The following is a 20,252-nucleotide window of genomic DNA, read 5'->3' on the forward strand; positions in this document are numbered from 1 at the left end:
CTCCCGGTGAAGGAGGGGGTTATTATTGCTTATTAGCCTTGCAGCAGCGTCAGTACCTGCTGGGGCTGGGCATTGGCTTTGGCCAGCATGGCGGTTGCCGCCTGGTTGAGAACACTTAATTTAGTGTAATTGGCCATTTCTGAGGCCATATCAACATCACGGATGCGGGATTCGGCTGCAGTCAGGTTTTCGCTGGAAGTAGTCAGGTTATTAATAGTATGCTCCAGACGGTTCTGAATGGCGCCAAGCTTGGAGCGCATGGAGGAAACCGTTCCCGTGGCGGTGTCAATAACACTGATGGCAATATCGGCCGCCTTCTGTGAGCTTACATCAAGGCCGTTCACACCGAGGGATTGCGCGTTCATGTTGTCAATGGAGATGTTGATGCTTTGGCCGGTATTGGCCCCGATAAGGACCGTGGCGGTGCCTTCAACACTGTCGTCTTTGGCTGACTGTGTCTGGGTAAAAGCCGAGAGGGCGTTGGTGGCTTTGGTATTGACGGTGACATTGCCCTCCGTATCGGTAGAACTGACGGTAATGGTGAGGCCGTAAACGGCAGCTGCCGTGCCGTCGGCTGAGGCTGTTGCCAGCAGATTTCCGTCCGTATCGACAGATAAGCCAAAATCAGCGCCGGCAAGAGCGGCCAGGTCGGTGGTGGCTGTTACCGTAACGTCGGTTGATACCAATTCACCATTTTTCATATAACTGACAGTAACGGTATCGTCTTCTTTGATTCCGAGCGAGTTGCCTGCCGTATCGGTCAGGTCGGTGAGCACCGACGATGTGGCGCTAAGGGCGGAACCGCCATCGGTGATGGCCGCATTCGACTGAATGTTGGCTCTGGCAGCAATTTTGGTGCTCATAGAACCGTCAAGCAGCTTTTTGGTGTTAAATTCGGTAGTGCTGGCAATCCGGTTGATTTCCGTTACCAGGGCATTCATCTCGTCCTGAATATTGGTGCGGTCATCATCGGTGTTGGTGTCGCTGGCCGACTGGACGGCAAGCTCCCGCATGCGCTGCAGAATATCGGTGGTTTCGTTGAGCGCGCCTTCGGCGGTTTGCACCATGGAAATGCTGTCCTGGGCATTGGCACTGGCCTGGTCAAGACCGCGGATCTGGCCGCGCATTTTTTCGGAGATGGCCAGGCCGGCCGCATCGTCGGCCGCGCTGTTAATCCGGTAACCGGAAGACAGCTTCTCCAGCGAATTATTCATCAGCGTGTTGTTGGTATTGAGTTTGTTAAAAGTATTCAAAGCTGACAGATTGTGATTAATAACCATTCCCATTTGTTATTCCTCCTTGATTTTGAAAAAGTAAGCTTCCGTGCCGACAGAGCACTATAATGGAACAAAAATCAGCTGTTGGTTTGGGCTACCCTCCTTTTGGATTTTCTACTATAAAATTCGGGCGGCAATATTATGAATTTGTTCAGAAAACTATTAAGAAAATATTTTAGTATAAAAGATTTGTGCAACAGGAGAAAAAAATAGACCCACCGGCCTTGAAAGGCCAATGGGTCTACATGAATATATTAATTTGAAGCATGTAATTTCTTGGGTGTTTGGTGCAAATAATAGCCTACGCCCCATACTGTCTTCAGGTTGGAAAGGTTCAGCTTTTTGCGCAGGTAGTGAATATAGAGGTTAACGGTGGTAAACTCGGCTTCGGAAAAATAGCCCCACACCTTTTGGATGATTTGCTCTTTGGTGACGACCTGGCCGTAGTTGCGGATAAGGAGCTCCAGCAGTTGTGACTCCTTTAAGGTCAGCTGAATGACTTCATTGCCTTTGGTTACCTGGCAGCGCAGCGGATTTAATACAAAATCGCCGGCGTCCAGGAGATCTTCTGACAGCTCTTTGGTGCGCCGGCGGGTTAAGGCTTTGAGCCTTGCCACCAATTCGACAGAGAAGAAGGGTTTGATGAGATAGTCGTCCGCACCGGCATCCAAACCCTCGGCCCGGTCCTCGGGAGAGTCCTTGGCCGTTAAAAACAGGACAGGGGTCTCATGGCCGAGACTGCGAAACTCCTTGAGTAAAGAAATACCGTCTTGGCAAGGCAGCATGCGGTCCAGCACAATAATGTCATAGGTACCGGTGCAGGCCATTTCCATGCCTGTTTGGCCGTCAAGAGCGGCATCAACGACAAAACCATTTCGCCGCAGCAGATGGGAGAGGGAATCGGCCAGCTTGACTTCGTCTTCTACCAGTAATAATTTCATGGAACGACATCCTTTGGCGTCACAACCTTGTGGAAAATTTACCGTCCTTGGTTTTTGTTTGCTATAGATATTCTCGCAGAAAAATGTTAAAAATATATTTAGTTTATACAATTATTAGAAAAAAGTTAGCTGGATAAAATGCTGTACGGATTCTAGCGGTCAGGGTGAGCAGGCAGCCGGACAGTAAAGGTGGTTCCTTCTCCCGGTGTGCTGGTTACAGCAATCGTCCCGCCATGGTTTTCGATGATCCATCTGGCGATAGACAGCCCTAACCCGGAGCCGCCTTTATTGCGTGATTTATCTACCTGGTAGAACCGGTCGAAAATTTTCTCCCAATGCTCAGGCGCAATGCCTTCACCTGAATCGGTAATGGTGAGAACGGCTTTTCCTTCCGACTGAGACAAAGCTGCCAGGAGCTTACCGCCAGGGGGAGTGTGACGCAGGCCATTGTCCAATAAGATGGCAATGACCTGTTTGATGCGGGCTTCGTCACCCACAATCACAGGTGCGGCAAGGGAGCTTACATCAAGGAATATTTTCTTGCGGATAGCAACTGCCTCAAACGGAGCGGCTGCCTGCAAGAGAGTCATACTGAGAGCAAAGGGTTCTTTATGCAAGGGTTGTTGTGCCGAATCGGCCCGGGCCAGGAACAACAACGAATTAATCAGGTTCATCATACAGATGGATTCTTCCTGGATGTTATCCAGCCATTTGCTTTGACTGGCCACCGTTTCATCAGGACTTTCCCGGACAATCTCCAGGTTGGTTTGAATGACAGTCAGGGGTGTCCGCAGTTCATGAGAGGCATCGGAGAGAAAATCATTCTGCTGCTGCCAGGCTTGTTTTATCGGTGTCATGGCCCGGTTGGCCATATAAAAGCTGGCGCCAAACGAAAGAATCGCGCAGACTGCACCGACAGCCAGCAACGCGGTCAGGACCGTTCGCAGCATGCCGGTTTCCTGAGCCAGGTCATGAAACAGAATGATTTGTCCCGGCTGATGGAGCAGTGGCGCTTGCAGATAAAAATAATCGGTTTGTGCTATGGTAATGGTACCCTGGGGTGAGGCTGTCTGCAGAACCTGGTCGGTTAGCACCTTCAATTGTTCTGCGTCATGAGGCTGGCCGGAAGACTGGAAAATAACCTCACCGGTTGCAGTGGTTTTCACAAAGAAGAAATTAGGCCCGGGGGGCATACCCGGCGGAGGGGCAGGCCGGCTGCCTGGCGGCGTACTTTGCGGCTCCCCGGCGGGGCTTCTGCCGGGTGAGATGCCTGGCGGCAGGCGACGCAGCGGCAGGTCGGTTATGATATCTGCCTGAATGTCTGCCATGATTTTATTTGCTATTGACTCAATACGATTGCTGATGTTGATGTTCGCGAAGCCATATGTGCTGACAATGAGCAGCAGGAACAGGACCAGGATGATGGAAACATTGATCAAGGTAAGTTTAAGGCGCAGTTTTTGAAACATGCTGGGTTCTCCTTAGATGAACTTCGGCTTTGAAAGTGGTGGCACTTGGTAGATTATACTACATTTTGAGAAGCTTTTCCTGCTTGGGATAGTGGCTGTGTTCTGTGCCCTGCTATCATAACGGGAAAGCGGAAGCCGCGCGTTCAGTTGGTTGTGGGAGGAATTTGCCGTCGATAAGCGTATTAGTTACATATACATAGTAAATAGCAATTAGGAGTGTAGGCAGATGATATTAGGTTATATCAAAAACGCGGATAAAGAAGCCGGGTTGAATATGCCCTTGCTGCAAAAGGGGCTGCAGTATTTAAGAGATACCGATTTTTCAACAATTGCTTTGGGGAAACATGTTATTGATGGCGATGCCCTGTACGCCATTGTTGCGGAGTATGTACCTGACGTAAAAGAGAATTGTAAAGCCGAAACCCATAGTAAATATATCGACATTCAATATATCGTTTCCGGCGAAGAAATCATGGGTTTTGGCGACATCGCCAGCGGAACAGCGGAGCCGGAAGGGTATCTGGCGGAAAGAGACGCTACCTTTTATTCGGCGGTAAAAGACGAAATAGCGATAAAAGTTTCCAGCGGCATGTTTGCCGTATTCTTTCCATGGGATATCCATCGCCCTTCCTGTGTAAGCAAACCTGGCCTTACTGTCCGGAAAGTGGTAGTGAAAATTAAAGCAGATCAATATCTTAAATAAGCAAAAAAATATTGATAAGATTCAGCCACCGGCCAATTTTATAAGCATGGGCAGCAACTGCCGCTAATATGATAGTAATAACAAATGCCGAAGGGGGCAGTGCTGATGCCTTTTTTTTGTTGGAATGCCAAAAGGGCTAAAAACTGCTTTGGTATCATTATTGCAACCTTGTTTATCATGTTTGGCGGGATTTGGTTGTTCGAATATATGGATGCTGCCGCTCTGAATTACTCGGTCAGTACACCGGCCAAAGCACCGGAAGGTGAGATGCGCTTGGTAATACGGATCTATGACCGCGTGCTTGAACTGTATGATAATGATAAGCTGTTCAAACGCTACCGGGTTGCTGTCGGTAAACAAGCGACACCTACGCCGGTTGGAGAATGGAACATCGTGTACAAAGGCTGGAGCCCCAGTGAAATCATGGGGACCCGCTGGATGGGACTGGATATTTCGTGGGGAAGCTACGGTATCCACGGCACAAGTGCGCCCTGGTCAATCGGCAGTTTTGCCAGCCATGGCTGCATTCGCATGCGCAATGCCGATTCGGAGGAATTGTATGGCTGGGTGCCTATCGGTACGCCGGTTGACATTATTGGTCCCAAGCCTAAAATCGCAAGGGTGCTGCGGCGGGGGACCGCCGGTCCGGATGTTGTTGTCTTACAGCTTAAGCTGGTGGCCCTGGGCTATTACCAGGAGCGGGCCAAAGGCGTATTCGGCAAAGATACCGAAGCTGCTCTCAGGGCCTTTCAGCGGGATAACCGGCTGCCGGAAACCGGCATTACTGATGAAAAAACCATGAATTTGCTTAAACTATGAAGCAGAAACGCTCCTGCGGCATTTGCCGCCAGGAGCGTGCCTGGTAATGATTCGGGAACTGAAAAGTTGCAGAGAGCGGCTGTTTGCCTTACGATAAGCGCATAGCCTTTTCGATACGTTCCAGACCTTCTGCGATCGTATCACAGGAGGTTGCATAAGAGAAGCGGAGATATTCCTGCGTTTCGCCGCTGTTGCGCTTGCCAAACGCCGAGCGTGGCAGTACCGCGACATTGGCGTTATAGAGCAGGTGCTGCTGCAGGGCTTTGCCGTCAGGCAGCCCCAATCGCCTGCATGCCTCCGTTATGTTAGGGAAGACATAGAAGGCGCCGTTGGGAATTTTACAGGAGAACCCGGGAATACTGTTCAGACCGGCGGCAATTAAATCGCGCCTGGCCTTGAACTCGTCAACCATGCCGTCAACAAAGTCCTGCGGACCGGTCAAAGCTTCAATACCGCCCAACTGCACGAAGGTATTAGTGCAGGATTCGCAGTTGGTAATCAAGCGGGCAATATGGACAGCCAGTTCTTTGTTCATAACGCCATAACCCAGCCGCCAACCGGTCATGGCGTAGGTTTTGGAAAAGCCGTCAAGAATGATGGTTCTTTCCTGCATGCCAGGCAGTGAACTTATGCTGCCAAAGGTTCCGCCATAGGTAATCCGGCTATAGATTTCATCAGACAATACCCATAAGTCATGGCGGCGAGCCAGGTCGGCAATATGCGCTAAATCCTTGGCCGTAAGCATGCCACCGGTAGGGTTATGCGGACTGTTTAAAATAATCAGCTTGGTTTTGGGGGTGATCAGCTTTTCTAATTCGGCAGTATCGATACTAAAATCCTTTTCCTCGAGAATGGGGACCGGAACAGGTATGCCGCCGGTAAACCGGATAACCGATTCGTAAATGGGAAAGCCAGGGTTGGGATAGATAACCTCATCACCCGGGTCCACCAGTGCATGCAGGACATAGTAGATAATCGGCTTGCCGCCGGGGGTCACCACCACTTCATCATGGTTTACACATAGGCTGCGGGTTTTGGCAATATAGCCGGCAATGGCTTCTCTAAGCGGTAAGATACCGGCTGAAGGACTGTAATGGGTAAAATTATCTTGAATGGCCGTAATGCCTGCTTGTTTGATATGTTCCGGAGTATCAAAGTCAGGTTCACCGATGGCGAAGCTAATAATATCGCGGCCTGCCGTTTTTAAACGGTTAACTTCATTGAGTACTTCAAAAGCATTTTCGGTGCCAAGCTGAGTTAGACGATGCGCTAGTTTCATATTTGTAGTTACCCCTTCTAAACTTGATGTAAATAATATTCGCGAGGTTATATTAAATTCCTCCAGGACCAGTCTATTTCTGATTTATTTTAGTTCGCCGGGAAGAAACTATTGCTTTACAGATGTAGCAATTTTATTTAAAAACGATTCTGCTGCCGGCACGAATGTTTCCGGGAGACAAAACCGGTACATTCCCGGGAAGCAGGAATTGCCGGAATATTTATTGAATAATACAATTATATGAATTTTTTTATTAAACTATATTTTGCGTTTGACGTAAGATATCAATAAGGAGTAGAGTCACATGTCAAGAGAAATTTTCATCACAGAGGCCGATAAACAGAAGCTGGATAAACTTATTAATACCGAAAGGGAATTTGGTATTGGCGGTAAGGAATATCTTATCCATCTGCAGCAGGAGCTTAACCGTGCCTGTGTAGTGCTGCCGCAAGAAATTCCCGGTAATGTAATTACTATGAATTCTAAGGTTTTACTGAAAAATTTGGATACCGAGGAAGAAATGACATATGTATTGGTTTATCCGGCCGATGCCGATCTGGAGGAAGACAAGATTTCTGTTTTGGCTCCTATTGGTACGGCTATCTTAGGGTATCGCGAAAACGACATCCTGGATTGGCAGGTTCCGGGCGGAATAGTGCGGTTGAAAGTAGAAAAGCTTCTTTATCAACCTGAGGCTGCAGGAAATTTTGAATTATAGGCAACGCGGAGCACGAAATGGTAATTGACAACAGAGCGCAAGTACAATACAATAATAAATGGGAATGATTATCAATGACGCCAGCTTTGTAGGTCTGGCGTTTTTTAAAAGAGCATAAATGATAATTATTCTCAATCATTACAAAGGTGATGGCAGTGAGAATTACGACAAAACTGCAAATTTTGATGATGCTAGGGGCAGTTCTGCCTGTTTCCGTCATTATAATGATCGACCAAGTGGCAATCGGGGCAGGTATCGCGCTATTGGTGGGACTGCTGGGGCCCTATGTGGCGGAAGAGTGGCTGGTAACCAGAGATCTGCAGGCCATCCGGCGTTTTTGCCAACATGTCAAAGACGGAAAATATTTGGTTCCGATCGCTTTGCCTAACGAATTGCCGGCAGGTGATGACGAGAACGAATTTGTTTCTGTAAGGCGTGATATGAACTGGATGGCCCGGGCGATTAATTTGCGGGAAAGTCAATTAAAGGCTGTCATCGACGAATTGGCTGCGGCCCGACAGGAATTGCTTGACCAAAAAGAAGAGATGGAAACGGTTAACAAGCGTCTTATCGAGATGGCTATGACTGACTCACTGACAGGCTTGTCGAACAGACGTCATTTCTTTGACCATCTGGAGCAGGAAGTATGCCGGGTAAATCGCAACAGGCAGAATATTTCCTTGTTTATGCTGGATGTAGATCATTTTAAAAAAGTTAATGATACCCATGGGCATCAGACCGGGGACACTGTTTTGCAAGCCATTGCCGCTATTTTGCGCAACCGTATCCGGCGTAGTGATATGGTTGCCCGGATTGGCGGTGAAGAATTCGCGGTGCTGCTTTCCGATACAGATAGTATTGAAGCTATGCATTTGGCCGAACAAATACGGATTAGTATCAAAAACTATTCCTTTCAAACCTGTGATGGCCAGAGTATGAGGCTCACCTGCTCTATTGGCGTCTGCGGCAGCGCCGGTTGTAATACCGAACAGCTGTATAAATATGCCGATTTGGCGTTGTATCATGCCAAGAATTCGGGTAGAGACAGGGTAGCCTATTATGACTGCGAGGCACAGGGACAGGCCACCGGCGAAGAACAGGAGAACCAGAAAGGTGTGACTCATTAATGGATAAATTATTCCAGGAAGACGGCATACACGAGTTTGTGGAGGCCTTTACAGCGGCGCTTGACGCCAAAAATACATATACCAGAGGACATTCAGACCGGGTGGCCGAGCTTGCGGCCGCCATTGCCAGAGAATTGGGCATGACAAAAACCAGTCAGGATAACATTCATGTGGCTGCCCATCTTCATGATATCGGGAAAATCGGTATACCTGATCATATTCTGCTGAAACCCGGCCGGCTGTCCCCTGATGAGTTTAATGTCATTAAAAGTCACCCCCAGGTGGGTTTTGAAATTTTAAATAAAGTCACGCTGCTCCGGCCTACGGCCGAAATCGTCCGGTATCATCATGAACGCTGGGATGGTTTAGGCTACCCGGCAGGACTGAAGGGCGAGGATATTCCGCTGGGAGCGAGAATCATCGCCCTTGCCGATGCTTTTGATGCTATGACCAGTGCCCGTTCCTACCGCTTGCCGATGACACAGGCCGCAGCCGTGCAGGAGGTGCTGCGCTGTCGGGGAACGCAATTTGACCCGGATATTGTCGATGCTTTTGTTGCGTTTTGTCAGGCAGGACAGGAAAAGGGAGTCTGTTAATAACAGGCTCCCTTTTGAATGTATGCTAAAAATACCGCAACAATAAGTACACATGACACAGGATGATGGAAATGATCATCAGGGGAAAAGCAATTTTTAAATACGGAATAAATAAGAGACGGATGCCATTCTTTTCGGCAATGCCGGCAACAATAACATTCGCTGAGGCACCGATGAGTGTACCGTTGCCGCCAAGGCAGGCGCCCAGCGCCAGTGACCACCATAATGGCTCCAGTCTCATGCCGGATAATTGCCCCATTTCCTGGAGCATAGGAATCATGGTGGCGACAAAGGGAATATTATCAATAAAGGCAGAGGCAATAGCCGATACCCAGAGCACCAGGAGCGAGGTTTGCACTAAATCTCCCTGGGTCACACTGAGCGTCCAGTGGGCTAGTTCGCCAATTACGCCGGTGGCTTTTAAACCGCCTACCAGGACAAACAGTCCGACAAAGAAAAAGATAGTCGGCCACTCCACTTCGGTTAAGACGTCTTCAGGTGCTACCCGGCTGACCAGCATGAGCAGGATAGCGCCTGCCAGGGCAATGGTCGCCGATTCCAACTGGAGGTATCCGTGCAAAACGAAAGCAATAATGGTGAGAGCAAGCACAGCCAGTGATTTTTTTAATAGCTGCCAGTCTTTAATTTCTTCTCTGCAATTAAGCTGCAAGATGGCTTCCCGGTTTTTTTCATCAATATGTAAATCTTTGCGGTAGATGAGCAATAACAGGGCAATTGTTACTGCCAAAACGATAATACTGATGGGAGCCAGGTTAATTATAAACGAATTGAAATCAAGTCCTGTTGCACTGCCGATCATGATATTGGGCGGGTCGCCGATTAAGGTGGCTGTACCGCCGACATTGGAAGCAATTATTTCGGAAATTAAGAACGGCACCGGATTAACCTGGAGCATCTTGGTCAGGGTCAGTGTTACCGGCACAATTAGGAGTACGGTGGTAACATTGTCCAGAAAGGCCGATACCGTGGCGGTAATGAAGGAAAGCAGCGCCAGCAGCCGCAGCGGCTCGCCGCGCGTGATGCTGGCAGACCAAATGGCAAGAGCTTCAAATACGCCTGTACGGCGAATAACAGCCACTAAAATCATCATGCCGGTCAGCAGGCCAAGGGTGTTAAAATCAATATCATCTTTGAGTGCGGTCTCCTGGGTCAAAAAACCCAGCAGCAGCATGATAATGCCGCCACCCATTGCGACTACCATTCTGGGTATTTTTTCCAAAATAATCAAAATATAGGTAATCAGAAAAACAATAACAGAACCCCAAAAAGCATAATCCTGCAAATGTATGCGCCTCCCCCGAAAATGTGAAGAGCGTCTGTGTTTGAGACTCTTCTTGTAAAGAATGATAACATTTTTATGATACGCTAGTTTCTGTTTTAAGTCAATTTCAGTTACTTATTTTTCCATTAAACAAGGAGATATTTGGGTTCTGTGGTGGTTAAAACTTCTTGTAAGGAAAACTTGACAATCGTCGTAAACTTTGTTTATGATATAAATATAAAAAAATATGTCGCATTTAGGGAGGAGCCTGTCACCAAGGGCTCCTTCTGTTCTTTTACCGGGATAACAAAGGGAGGAGCTTTTTAAGACTCCTCTTTAGTTATTTATTAAGAGGGGGTTGCCGTGTTGCTGCGTTAAATTGAGAAACTGATAGCTATTACAAGTCATGAAAAAGGAGAATAAAAAAATGGAATTTAGTCAGTCGTCTATTGCCATAGGTGTTTTTTTGGCGGCATATGCTCTAATCATTTCTGAAAAGATTCATCGTACGGTTGTTGCCTTAGCGGGAGCAGTACTTGTCATCATGCTGGGTGTATTGGGCCAGGAACAGGCCATCCATCATATTGATTTTAATACCCTGGGGCTTTTGGTAGGGATGATGGTTATTGTGGCCATTACCAGCGAAACCGGGCTGTTTAGATTTTTGGCCATTTGGGCGGCCAAGGCGGTGGATGGCAATCCACTGAAGCTGATGATTGTCTTAGGTGTAATTACGGCTCTGGCTTCAGCCCTGCTGGATAATGTTACCACAGTACTGTTGATGGTTCCGGTTACGCTGAGTATCACCAAGCAGCTTCAGGTTGACCCAATACCGTATTTGATTTCGCAAATCATTGCTTCCAATGTTGGCGGTACGGCGACGTTGATTGGCGACCCGCCTAATATTATGATCGGCAGTGCGGTAAAAGAACTGGACTTTCTTGCCTTTGTTAATAATCTTGCCGGCATATCCATGATTATTCTTATTGTTAATGTTGCCATACTTGCACTGATTTATCGCAAGCAGCTTACGACAACGGCGGAACTGAGCGCAAGTATTAGGAGTCTTGATCCGCGGGAGCAAATTACGGACCCCAAATTGCTTAAAATTTGTTTAGGCGTGATGGCCCTTACGATCACTTTCTTCTTTTTGCATCAGCAGCTTCATCTGGAATCGGCGACGGTAGCTATGTTTGGTGCCGTCTTACTGATTCTTTTAGCAAAGAAAAATACTGATCATCAGCTGGAGAAAATTTTCCACAAGGTAGAGTGGGTAGCGTTGCTGTTTTTTGTCGGCCTGTTCATTTTGGTTGGCGGGCTTGTTGAAACAGGGGTCATCACCTTATTAGCTCAAAAATCAATGGAACTGACTGCCGGTAATCCGGTAACAACCGCCATGCTGATTCTTTGGTTAAGTGCCATTGCTTCGGCTTTTGTCGACAATATTCCCTTTGTAGCTACGATGATTCCGTTGATCAAAGATATGGGAGTTTTAGGGATTACCAACCTGGAACCGCTCTGGTGGAGCCTGGCTCTGGGAGCTTGTTTGGGCGGCAACGGGACGCTTGTTGGTGCCAGTGCCAATGTCATCGTAGCCGGACTGGCAGCCCAGGCGGGGCATCCCATATCTTTCATCAGGTTTATGCTTATTGGCTTTCCGCTTACCATGCTGTCGGTATTTATCGCCAATATCTATATTTACCTGCGGTATCTCAGCTGATAGGCCGTGTTTTGCTGATAAGGATATACCTTTTTTCTTGAAATAAGTGCGGTATTTTACTGCTAAACTGTAACGCATAATTTTTTCAAGCGGAGCCGCTCCTGTTGTATGCACTGATACTATCCCTGTAGTGCACAATAGGGGCGGCATCTTTTTAATTTTAACAGAATCTATTTGTAAGTTGCACGCACCACAACAAGACCCGGCACCGACGACTGTCATCCAACGCTGCGTCTCAGTACTGTTAGCGGCGGTAAGCACCGTACCAGCAGCTTTGCTTAATATCAGGCAGTCCTGTCAGATTTTTTTGGTAGAAACCGATATTTTGCCTGGCTATGTGCAACAATAGTATGGATAAGGCTGATTACACAAGCCCAAAAAAACTAATTGAACATCTAACAATCTTGTATTATAATTAAGTTGTTTGTAAAAACATTGAAATACGGGGTGTTGTTATACTGCTGACAGGAGGCGGGAGAATGAGCTTTAGTTCCCGGTTGGAAATCGATTTGGACAAAATAAAGTACAACGCGGCTAAAGTTGTTGAGGTTTGCCATAAACATGGAATTGAAGTGCTTGGTGTTACCAAAGGGTTTAGTGCAATTCCTCAAATTGTGACCGCTGTCCTCGAAGGCGGGGTTGACGGGCTGGCTGATGCCAGAATGGAAAATATTATTGAATTACGGCATGAAGGGATTTCGGCGCCGATAACCCTCTTGCGAATCCCACGGTTGAGCGATGTGGAAAATGTGGTTAAATATAGTGATGTAAGCATCAATTCCGAGATAGCCGTCATTCGGGCTTTGGGGGAAACGGCTAAAGCGATGGGATTCAGGCATCAAATTATCCTGATGGTCGATGTTGGGGATTTGCGTGAAGGCATTATGATTGAAAATGTTCTGGCCGCTGTCCGCGCGATAGTCAAGGTAGATGGAATCAGCCTGCTGGGGCTGGGTACGAATATGGGCTGTTTTGGCGGTATTTTGCCCGAGTACGCAAACCTTAATATTTTGGTAGAGCTTGCTAAGCTGATTAAGAACAGGCTGGGGATTACGCTCCAGATTCTTTCCGGCGGCGGTACATCATCCCTGCTGCTGGTGGAAAAGGGTGAAATCCCTGCCGGCATTAACCAGCTGCGTATTGGGGAAGGAATGCTGCTGGGAACTGATACAACAAATAACCGGGCGATTGATTGGCTTAAAAATGATGCTTTTATTTTAAAAGCCGAGGTAATTGAGGCTAAGCTCAAACCATCGGTTCCCAGGGGTAACATTGGCCGGGACGCGTTTGGCAATGTACCGGAATTTGCCGATATTGGCATTCGAAAAAAGGCCATTGTGGCGTTGGGTAAGCAGGATGTTTATATCGAAGGCCTGATTCCGCTGGATAATAATGTAACCATTCTGGGAGCCAGCAGCGACCATATGATTCTGGACATCACCGATATAGAAAGATCGGTGCGGGTTGGTGATGAACTGGCTTTTGGAGTCACTTACTCCGGCTTGCTTTCGGCGAGTCAATCCAGGTATATAAAAAAAGTATTCAGAAAGGATAACAAATGGCTGAATTAATTACGACAGTAGAACCGGTGTTACTTAAGCGGTTAGTTGAACTGGAACAAGAGGCTTTTGGCAGCGGGGGAATGAATGAGTGGCATCTTGTGCCGCTGATGCGGCACGGCAGAGTGTTTGTCAGTAAGAAAAATGACAGCGTGGTTGGTGCCGTTCAGTATATGCGTGACTGGAATAGGCCTGAACTGGCCTATATGGTTGGGGTCTCGGTTGCGCCGGCAGCCCGCGGTCAGGGAATAGGTACTGAACTGCTTGCGGAAAGCATCCAGCAACTGTTTGCTGACAATTTTGCGGAAGTTGAGCTTACTGTGGCAGCCGACAATGCAGCTGCTGTTAAGGTGTATAAAGAAAAGCTGGGTTTTGAAGTAACCGGGTTCAGAGAAAATGAATATGGTCAAGGCCAGGATCGGTTGGTTATGGTGCTTACCCGGGAGCGGTTTATCCGATGACTAACTCGCTCTAAGACTCCCACCTCTCCAGGTGGGAGTAAGAGCGACTAAGTCCCTGGATAAGGGCGACTAACCTTTAGATGGGGTTACCCCACCTGAAGCTAAGTCTACTTTACCGGAACTTTTAAAAAAAAATAGATACCTTTTCTATGCCCGGTTTGCAAGGGCTGGGAGCCTGATCAGCAAACAAAACCGGCATGCAAATGCTTGCGCATCTAACAACTTTATATTATAATTGAGTTGCCTGTAAAAAAATGTACTACGAATAAATGTTTTAAAATGGAAATAGTCTTATGCCGGATGAGTTTCTATAAAGTTTCTTTATGCTAACCCCAAAATATAACTTTATCAAAAAGGAATAAGGGCAAAAAAAACGACTTCCTTTACAGGCATGTTGTCAGTGTGAGCCGCAAGTACGCAGCTTGTGCTCATACTGACAACATGCCTGTGCTATATAAATCAAGGGCAGTATAGAAGCAAAACAAACAACTTTATGTGAACATGTAAATTGTTTGAAAAGAAAGGGTGAGCAAGTATGATAATGTATGTCAGTGAACAATGGCAAACCTTGCTGGCTATGACTGCAGACCACATTATAATGAGCGCAGTGGCTATTTTAATTGCTACGATAGTCGGAATAACTCTGGGGATTGTCAGCAGCAAGGTCAGGTGGCTGGCGCGGCCGGTGTTGCTGATTGTCAACACGATCCAGACTATACCTGCGCTGGCCATGTTCGGGCTGTTAATGCCGATTGTTGGTATTGGTGCTAAGGCCGGAATAACGGCTTTGGTGCTGTATGCTATTTTACCGGTGCTCAAGAATACGTATACAGGCATTACCGGGGTAGACCGCAGTCTGCTGGATGCAGGGCGCGGTATTGGCATGACGGAATTTCAACTGTTGAAAAAAGTGGAATTACCGCTGGCCATTCCGGTCATGATGGCTGGAATCCGGACATCAGCCGTACTTACTGTGGGGTTAGCCACTATCGTTGCCCTGATTGGCGGCAGCGGCTTAGGGAAAATCGTATTTCAGGGGATTAGCCGGGTAGATAATATTGAAATCATGGCCGGTGCTCTGCTGGCCGCCGGTCTTTCCTTTGCGGTTGATGCCCTGTTTGGCAAGCTTCAGGCGCGTTTAAGCTGGCAGCGGGAAAGAGAGGTGTGTGATCGTGATGGAGTATCTTGTTTACCTCAGCGAGCTGTCTCCCAGGATTAAAGCCGCGGGCATTGAACATTTGGCGATGACGGCGGTTGCCGTGGTGGCCGCCATTGCCGTAGCCGTACCTCTGGGGATTTATCTGACTCGCCGCCGTGAACTGGCAGCGGCAGTCTTTGGTGTAGTAAACAGTATTCAAACAATTCCCAGCCTGGCATTGCTGGGCTTTATGATTCCTCTCTTTGGTCTGGGCTTTTTACCGGCGGTTGTGGCCCTGTTCTGTTATGCGCTGCTGCCGATTCTCAGGAATACAGTGACAGGCATTGAGAGTGTGGACAAAGGCATTAAAGAAGCTGCCCTGGGAATGGGCATGAGTGAAATCCAGATACTGTTTAAAGTGGAATTGCCGCTGGCGATGTCGGCCATCATGGCAGGAATCCGGACTTCCACGATTATTATTGTAGGCTGGGCTACGTTGGCTGCCTATATCGGCGGCGGCGGATTGGGCCGGCTGATTATGGCCGGTATGTCAATGGGCAGAGAACAGCTTATTTTAGCCGGAGCCATTCCGGCAGCCGTTATCGCCTTGTCGCTGGATGCTTTGCTTGGCTGGCTGGAAGGACGGCTGGCTATTCCCGGACAAAAACAGGGAGGGGTTTAAATATGAGAACAAGAGTGTTGACTATTGGTTTGCTGCTGGTGCTGGCCGTTGTTTTTACCGGCTGCGGGGGAATGACTGGCACTAAAGATACGAAAACCATTAAGATTGGGTCACAGACTTTCAGTGAACCCAAAATCCTGGCAGAAATGATGAAGCTGCTGATTGAAAAGAACCTGGGCTATAAAGTGGAGCATGTTACGAATCTTAGTGCCTCCACCATTGTCCATCAGGCTATGTTGAACAAGGAAGTCGATATATCAACACGGTATACCGGCACAGAGATGACCGGGCCGCTGGGGCTTGAGCAGCCGATATTTGACAGAAAACAGGCCTTTGATTTTGTTCAGGCCGAATTTGGCAAACGGTTTAACCAGACAGTATTTGCCCCTTATGGGTTCGAAAATACCTATGCTCTTACCGTACGCGGAGATGTAGCCCAAAAATACGGTTTGACCAAAGTATCGGACCTGGCACCTTATGCGGCCAATATGAAGCTGGGAACAGATACTTCCTTTTTGGACCGCGAGGCTGACGGCTATCAGGCACTGACGAAACTCTATGGTTTTACCTTTGGCAAGACCTACCCCATGGAGATAGGACTGGTCTATAAAGCCGTAAAAGATGAAGAGGTGGATACCGTTATCGCCTATTCCACCGATGCCAGAATCCGGAGCTTTGACTTGAAGGTGCTGGCAGATGACAAAAACTTCTTTCCTCCCTATGAGGCGGTAATTATTGCCCGGAATGACACACTGGAACAGTTTGCAGGCGTTAAGGAAGAACTGGCTAAACTTAGCGGGATAATCGATACAGATACGATGACAGAGTTAAATTATCTTGTTGACGAGAAAAAAATGGCCCCCGAGAAGGTTGCCCTTGACTTTCTAACCAAAAAGGGCCTCATTAAGTAAGGAGGCTTCGACATATGATTGAGCTGATACATGTAAGTAAAGCATTTAACAACAAGCAGCCGGTATTGGACGATATTACGCTGTCTATCGGTGCCGGAGAATTTGTAGTGCTTATCGGCCCCAGCGGCTGCGGCAAAACAACGACGATGAAGATGATCAACCGCTTGATTCAGCCGACTTCCGGGCAAATCAAGATTAAGGGAGAAAATATCGAGAACTTTGATCCGGTCGTTCTTAGGCGCAACATCGGTTATGTTATCCAGAGCATTGGGCTGTTTCCTCATATGACAATTGGGCAGAACATTGCGATAGTGCTCGATTTAAAAGGGGCTACCCAGGCCGAGTGTGAGAAAAAGGCCGGAGAATTAATTGAACTGGTGGGGTTGCCTGCCGCTAAATTCCTGCAGCGCTATCCTCACGAGCTTAGCGGCGGTCAGCAGCAGCGGATCGGAGTGGCGCGCGCGTTAGCTGCCGATCCGGAAATAATTCTGATGGATGAGCCCTTTGGTGCGCTTGACCCCATCACGCGTGAGAATTTGCAGGACGAACTGCTCCGGATACAAAGAGAGATGCGTAAAACTATCGTTTTTGTTACCCATGATATGGATGAAGCGATAAAGCTGGGGGATCGCATTGTTGTCATGAAAGACGGCAAAATTCTGCAGGATGATACACCGGCGAAGATACTTTCTCAGCCTGCTCATGGGTTTGTCGAGGAGTTTATTGGTTCCAGGCGGCTGCTCCAACAGCCGGAATGGATTAATGTCCAGGATATTATGAACAGTAATCCGGTTGTATGTTACCCGGATTTATCATTAGAGAAAGCGCTGCAGAAAATGCAGCAGAGCAAGGTAGACAGTCTGTTTGTCATTGACGATAATGAGCAATTGCTGGGGATGACGACAGCAATGGATATTCACCGGAAATTGGATCAGGCCGTCCAGGTGGAACAGGTGATGAAGCCGGCGGCTGTTACGGTCAAGCCTGATGAAAATCTGCGGCAGACCATTAATCTCATGGTGGAATATGATTTGTCCTGCTTACCTGTTGTAAACCATACCAATAAACTGCGTGGCCTGGTAACCAGAAGCTCGCTGGTGAGAGTTATCGCCGAGAATTTGTAAAACTTGAGTATATGAAAAGGTCATCGGATTGCGCGTTTGCCACAGGCTGCGCGCAATCCGTATTTTCTTTTGGCTCATATTTTCCCGGCTTGCAGGAATAATGTCTATGTACAGAGTATGTAATAGATGTGTCATAATAATAATTAAAGTGTAGCAAATTTTTGGAGGATGTAACATGAAGGGGAATGTCCCGATTTTTCGGGCTATTGCACTTGATTTAGCGCAGCGTATCATCAATAGTGAGTTTGAGGAGGGAAGCAAGATTTCAGGCCGGACGCTGCTGGCCGGCCATTATAATGTGTCACCGGAAACCATCAGGAAAGCCATCTCGCTGTTAAAAGATGAACATGTTGTCGATGTATCGCAAGGCAAGGAAGTAACTATACTCTCGGTAGAGCAGGCATATAATTTTATTGAACACTATAAAAGTTCGGAATCTGTATACTCCCTGCGCCAGGAAATTGAAATTCTCCTGCGGGAAAAACAGGAGCTTGACGGAAAAATTGAGGCAGTGCTTACAGAAATTATCAATTACTCTGACCGGCTGAGAAACCTTACACCCTACAATCCGGTGGAAATCGGCATAAATGCCGACGCCCATATTGTAGGCCAGACCATCGCGGAACTCAGACTATGGCAGCACACAGGCGCTACGGTGATGGCCATTCGCCGCGGGACAGAAATCATTATATCCCCCGGCCCCAACGCCGTAATTGAGCCTTATGACAAAATTGTCGTGGTTGGTGAAACCGGTATATATCAGCGGACTTCCGAGTATTTTAATAGAACTAAGGAAAAAATCAGCGTCAGGGTAAGTGAGTGAATAAAACCGCCAAGACTAAAAGTCTTGGCGGTTCACATTAATCTATTTTTTTAAGCGTTCGGTTATGACTCTGGCAACATGCACGCCACTGGCACTGGCCTGGGACAGGCCGCGGGTAATGCCTGCACCGTCGCCGATGGCAAACATGTCGGTAATCTCGGTTTCCAGTTCCTCTGTCAGTTTCAGGCGGGAGCTGTAGAATTTGACTTCCACTCCATACAGCAGGGTGTCATCATTAGCCATACCGGGGGCAATCTTGTTAAGTGCATAAATCATCTCAATAATATTGTCAAGATGGCGCTTGGGCAGCACCAGGCTCAAATCGCCGGGCGTTGCTTTTAAGGTTGGCTGGGTAAAGCTTTGCGCCAGGCGGTGCTCGTTAGTCCGGCGCCCTTTTAACAAATCGCCGAAACGCTGCACCAGCACGCCGCCGCCCAGCATATTGGAGAAGGAGGCAATGCGTTTGCCGTATTGGTGCGGCTCATTGAACGGTTCGGTAAAGTGATTGCTGACTAACAGTGCGAAGTTGGTGTTTTTGCTGTGCAGCTTTTCATCCCGGTAGCTGTGGCCGTTGGCAGTAACAATACCGTCGGTATTTTCGGCAACAACATAGCCTTTGGGGTTCATGCAGAAGGTCCGGACTAAATCGCCATATTGTTTGGTACGGTATACCAGCTTGGCTTCATACACATCATCGGTAATGTGCTGGAAAACTTCAGCCGGAATTTCAACCCGTACACCGACATCCACCTGGTTGTTGGTTAAGGAGAGGCCCAAATCGCGGCACTGGTGGGAAAACCACTCCGAACCGGCGCGCCCGGGGGCGGCGATCAGATAATCACACTCGATAATGCCGTCTTTGGCTGTTTGCAGGGTAAAGGTGCTGCCAACCTTTTTAATGGAATCGACGGTTACGCCAAACAGCATGGTGATGGTTTCTTTTAAATAATCGTATATGGATTGCAGGATCTTCAGGTTGTTTTCCGTGCCAAGATGGCGGACTTTGGCGTCCAGGAGGTGCAGGTCATACCGCAGCGCTTCTTTGCCCAGGCTGCTGTTTTGGGTGCTGAAGTACTCAGACGGTGCGCCGTATTTTATATTGATCTGGTCGACATAGTCAATCAAATCAAGCACTTTTTGATCAGGAAGGTATTCGTTGAGCCAGCCGCCAAACTGGGTAGTAAAGTTATATTTACCGTCGGAAAATGCACCGGCGCCGCCAAACCCGCGCATGATGCCGCAGGGATTGCACTTAATGCAGGCAGGTGCTTTTTTATCGGAAATGGGGCAATGTCGGGAATAAATGTCGTGTCCGGCTTCTACCAGCACAATCTTACTGCCAGGATTATTCATAATAAGCTCATAAGCGGCGAATACACCGGCAGGGCCGCCGCCGATAATGGCAATGTCAAATGTATTGGACATAAAAAACCACCTCTCTATATGATTGTGGCACAGACCGTACAACATTATACTTTATCAGCCAGTGTTTTGTAAAGAGAAAAAAAGTTCTTTTCAGGGAAACTTTTCGCACCTTGGAAACTTTTAATAGCCACTCAAAATTACCGACTAGACAGCCTTTAGCGTGCATGGTAAAATTTTGTCAGAAGAATTTAAATAACA

The 20,252-nt window shown here is 47.7% G+C and carries 19 protein-coding genes; 13 read left to right on the forward strand and 6 right to left on the reverse strand.

What is annotated here, in order from left to right; translation table 11 throughout:
- Positions 1 to 32: 32 nt before the first annotated feature.
- From SPSPH_RS02930 to SPSPH_RS02940, 3 genes are all read right to left on the reverse strand, one after another.
- Positions 33 to 1,286 (reverse strand): flagellin, encoded by a 1,254-nt coding sequence (locus SPSPH_RS02930; protein ID WP_269147919.1) that lies wholly within the window; start codon positions 1,284 to 1,286, stop codon positions 33 to 35.
- A gap of 245 nt (positions 1,287 to 1,531) precedes the next feature.
- Entirely contained in the window at positions 1,532 to 2,218 is a 687-nt protein-coding gene (locus SPSPH_RS02935; RefSeq protein ID WP_075753074.1) for a response regulator transcription factor, read from the reverse strand.
- 152 nt (positions 2,219 to 2,370) lie between these two features.
- Positions 2,371 to 3,687 (reverse strand): sensor histidine kinase, encoded by a 1,317-nt coding sequence (locus SPSPH_RS02940; protein ID WP_075753076.1) that lies wholly within the window; start codon positions 3,685 to 3,687, stop codon positions 2,371 to 2,373.
- Between the two features lie 226 nt (positions 3,688 to 3,913).
- Between SPSPH_RS02940 and SPSPH_RS02945 the strand changes: the two genes are divergently transcribed.
- Together SPSPH_RS02945 and SPSPH_RS02950 are read left to right on the forward strand one after the other, a co-directional pair.
- The gene (locus tag SPSPH_RS02945) at positions 3,914 to 4,390 is read left to right on the forward strand and encodes a YhcH/YjgK/YiaL family protein (RefSeq protein ID WP_075753078.1); all 477 of its coding nucleotides are present in this window, start codon (positions 3,914 to 3,916) and stop codon (positions 4,388 to 4,390) included.
- 105 nt (positions 4,391 to 4,495) lie between these two features.
- Positions 4,496 to 5,209 carry a L,D-transpeptidase family protein gene (locus SPSPH_RS02950; RefSeq protein ID WP_075753080.1) on the forward strand — a complete coding sequence of 238 codons (714 nt, stop codon included), beginning with the start codon at positions 4,496 to 4,498 and terminating at the stop codon, positions 5,207 to 5,209.
- An 88-nt stretch (positions 5,210 to 5,297) separates the two neighbouring features.
- On the opposite strand, the gene SPSPH_RS02955 is transcribed toward SPSPH_RS02950, so the two are convergent.
- Positions 5,298 to 6,488 (reverse strand): pyridoxal phosphate-dependent aminotransferase, encoded by a 1,191-nt coding sequence (locus SPSPH_RS02955; RefSeq protein WP_075753082.1) that lies wholly within the window; start codon positions 6,486 to 6,488, stop codon positions 5,298 to 5,300.
- 304 nt (positions 6,489 to 6,792) lie between these two features.
- On the opposite strand from SPSPH_RS02955, the gene rnk reads away from it, so the two are divergent.
- The 3 genes from rnk to SPSPH_RS02970 all read left to right on the forward strand — a co-directional run bounded on the left by rnk (position 6,793) and on the right by SPSPH_RS02970 (position 8,929).
- Entirely contained in the window at positions 6,793 to 7,206 is a 414-nt protein-coding gene (rnk, locus tag SPSPH_RS02960; protein WP_075753084.1) for a nucleoside diphosphate kinase regulator, read from the forward strand.
- A 155-nt stretch (positions 7,207 to 7,361) separates the two neighbouring features.
- Positions 7,362 to 8,333, forward strand: a complete 972-nt coding sequence (locus SPSPH_RS02965) for a GGDEF domain-containing protein (RefSeq protein ID WP_075753086.1) — start codon at positions 7,362 to 7,364, stop codon at positions 8,331 to 8,333.
- Positions 8,333 to 8,929 (forward strand): HD-GYP domain-containing protein, encoded by a 597-nt coding sequence (locus SPSPH_RS02970; protein ID WP_075753088.1) that lies wholly within the window; start codon positions 8,333 to 8,335, stop codon positions 8,927 to 8,929. The genes SPSPH_RS02965 and SPSPH_RS02970 overlap by 1 nt, the downstream gene beginning before the upstream one ends.
- A gap of 25 nt (positions 8,930 to 8,954) precedes the next feature.
- Here the strand turns inward: SPSPH_RS02970 and SPSPH_RS02975 are convergent, their stop codons facing one another.
- Positions 8,955 to 10,232: an SLC13 family permease gene (locus tag SPSPH_RS02975; protein WP_075753090.1), complete on the reverse strand. Its 1,278-nt coding sequence runs from the start codon at positions 10,230 to 10,232 to the stop codon at positions 8,955 to 8,957.
- 406 nt (positions 10,233 to 10,638) lie between these two features.
- Here SPSPH_RS02975 and SPSPH_RS02980 point away from each other — a divergent pair, with 406 nt between their 5' ends.
- The 8 genes from SPSPH_RS02980 to SPSPH_RS03015 all read left to right on the forward strand — a co-directional run bounded on the left by SPSPH_RS02980 (position 10,639) and on the right by SPSPH_RS03015 (position 18,629).
- Positions 10,639 to 11,931, forward strand: coding sequence for an SLC13 family permease (locus tag SPSPH_RS02980; RefSeq protein WP_075753092.1), 1,293 nt, complete (start codon positions 10,639 to 10,641; stop codon positions 11,929 to 11,931).
- Positions 11,932 to 12,410: 479 nt separating this feature from the next.
- Positions 12,411 to 13,502 (forward strand): alanine/ornithine racemase family PLP-dependent enzyme, encoded by a 1,092-nt coding sequence (locus SPSPH_RS02985; RefSeq protein WP_075753094.1) that lies wholly within the window; start codon positions 12,411 to 12,413, stop codon positions 13,500 to 13,502.
- Entirely contained in the window at positions 13,490 to 13,951 is a 462-nt protein-coding gene (locus SPSPH_RS02990) for a GNAT family N-acetyltransferase (protein ID WP_075753096.1), read from the forward strand. The genes SPSPH_RS02985 and SPSPH_RS02990 overlap by 13 nt, the downstream gene beginning before the upstream one ends.
- A 535-nt stretch (positions 13,952 to 14,486) precedes the next feature.
- Positions 14,487 to 15,170, forward strand: coding sequence for an ABC transporter permease (locus tag SPSPH_RS02995; RefSeq protein ID WP_075753098.1), 684 nt, complete (start codon positions 14,487 to 14,489; stop codon positions 15,168 to 15,170).
- Positions 15,127 to 15,771, forward strand: coding sequence for an ABC transporter permease (locus SPSPH_RS03000; protein WP_075753113.1), 645 nt, complete (start codon positions 15,127 to 15,129; stop codon positions 15,769 to 15,771). Before SPSPH_RS02995 ends, SPSPH_RS03000 begins: the two co-directional genes overlap by 44 nt.
- A 2-nt stretch (positions 15,772 to 15,773) precedes the next feature.
- A complete protein-coding gene (locus SPSPH_RS03005; protein WP_075753115.1) occupies positions 15,774 to 16,682 on the forward strand; it encodes an osmoprotectant ABC transporter substrate-binding protein in 909 nt (302 codons plus the stop codon).
- A 14-nt stretch (positions 16,683 to 16,696) separates the two neighbouring features.
- Positions 16,697 to 17,806, forward strand: a complete 1,110-nt coding sequence (locus SPSPH_RS03010; protein ID WP_075753117.1) for a betaine/proline/choline family ABC transporter ATP-binding protein — start codon at positions 16,697 to 16,699, stop codon at positions 17,804 to 17,806.
- A 175-nt stretch (positions 17,807 to 17,981) separates the two neighbouring features.
- Positions 17,982 to 18,629 (forward strand): TrkA C-terminal domain-containing protein, encoded by a 648-nt coding sequence (locus SPSPH_RS03015; protein WP_075753119.1) that lies wholly within the window; start codon positions 17,982 to 17,984, stop codon positions 18,627 to 18,629.
- Positions 18,630 to 18,671: 42 nt separating this feature from the next.
- Here SPSPH_RS03015 and SPSPH_RS03020 read toward each other — a convergent pair whose 3' ends face one another.
- Complete coding sequence (locus tag SPSPH_RS03020) at positions 18,672 to 20,054, reverse strand: NAD(P)/FAD-dependent oxidoreductase (RefSeq protein WP_075753121.1); 1,383 nt, start codon at positions 20,052 to 20,054, stop codon at positions 18,672 to 18,674.
- Positions 20,055 to 20,252: the final 198 nt, after the last annotated feature.

This window comes from Sporomusa sphaeroides DSM 2875 (assembly GCF_001941975.2).
GTDB classification, from domain to species: domain Bacteria; phylum Bacillota; class Negativicutes; order Sporomusales; family Sporomusaceae; genus Sporomusa; species Sporomusa sphaeroides.

Coding starts and splice junctions, on each gene's coding strand:
- SPSPH_RS02930 (WP_269147919.1), bottom strand. CDS start 1,286: ATGGGAATGGTTATTAATCACAATCTGTCAGCTTTGAATACTTTTAAC.
- SPSPH_RS02935 (WP_075753074.1), bottom strand. CDS start 2,218: ATGAAATTATTACTGGTAGAAGACGAAGTCAAGCTGGCCGATTCCCTC.
- SPSPH_RS02940 (WP_075753076.1), bottom strand. CDS start 3,687: ATGTTTCAAAAACTGCGCCTTAAACTTACCTTGATCAATGTTTCCATC.
- SPSPH_RS02945 (WP_075753078.1), top strand. CDS start 3,914: ATGATATTAGGTTATATCAAAAACGCGGATAAAGAAGCCGGGTTGAAT.
- SPSPH_RS02950 (WP_075753080.1), top strand. CDS start 4,496: ATGCCTTTTTTTTGTTGGAATGCCAAAAGGGCTAAAAACTGCTTTGGT.
- SPSPH_RS02955 (WP_075753082.1), bottom strand. CDS start 6,488: ATGAAACTAGCGCATCGTCTAACTCAGCTTGGCACCGAAAATGCTTTT.
- rnk (WP_075753084.1), top strand. CDS start 6,793: ATGTCAAGAGAAATTTTCATCACAGAGGCCGATAAACAGAAGCTGGAT.
- SPSPH_RS02970 (WP_075753088.1), top strand. CDS start 8,333: ATGGATAAATTATTCCAGGAAGACGGCATACACGAGTTTGTGGAGGCC.
- SPSPH_RS02980 (WP_075753092.1), top strand. CDS start 10,639: ATGGAATTTAGTCAGTCGTCTATTGCCATAGGTGTTTTTTTGGCGGCA.
- SPSPH_RS02985 (WP_075753094.1), top strand. CDS start 12,411: ATGAGCTTTAGTTCCCGGTTGGAAATCGATTTGGACAAAATAAAGTAC.
- SPSPH_RS02990 (WP_075753096.1), top strand. CDS start 13,490: ATGGCTGAATTAATTACGACAGTAGAACCGGTGTTACTTAAGCGGTTA.
- SPSPH_RS02995 (WP_075753098.1), top strand. CDS start 14,487: ATGATAATGTATGTCAGTGAACAATGGCAAACCTTGCTGGCTATGACT.
- SPSPH_RS03000 (WP_075753113.1), top strand. CDS start 15,127: ATGGAGTATCTTGTTTACCTCAGCGAGCTGTCTCCCAGGATTAAAGCC.
- SPSPH_RS03005 (WP_075753115.1), top strand. CDS start 15,774: ATGAGAACAAGAGTGTTGACTATTGGTTTGCTGCTGGTGCTGGCCGTT.
- SPSPH_RS03010 (WP_075753117.1), top strand. CDS start 16,697: ATGATTGAGCTGATACATGTAAGTAAAGCATTTAACAACAAGCAGCCG.
- SPSPH_RS03015 (WP_075753119.1), top strand. CDS start 17,982: ATGAAGGGGAATGTCCCGATTTTTCGGGCTATTGCACTTGATTTAGCG.
- SPSPH_RS03020 (WP_075753121.1), bottom strand. CDS start 20,054: ATGTCCAATACATTTGACATTGCCATTATCGGCGGCGGCCCTGCCGGT.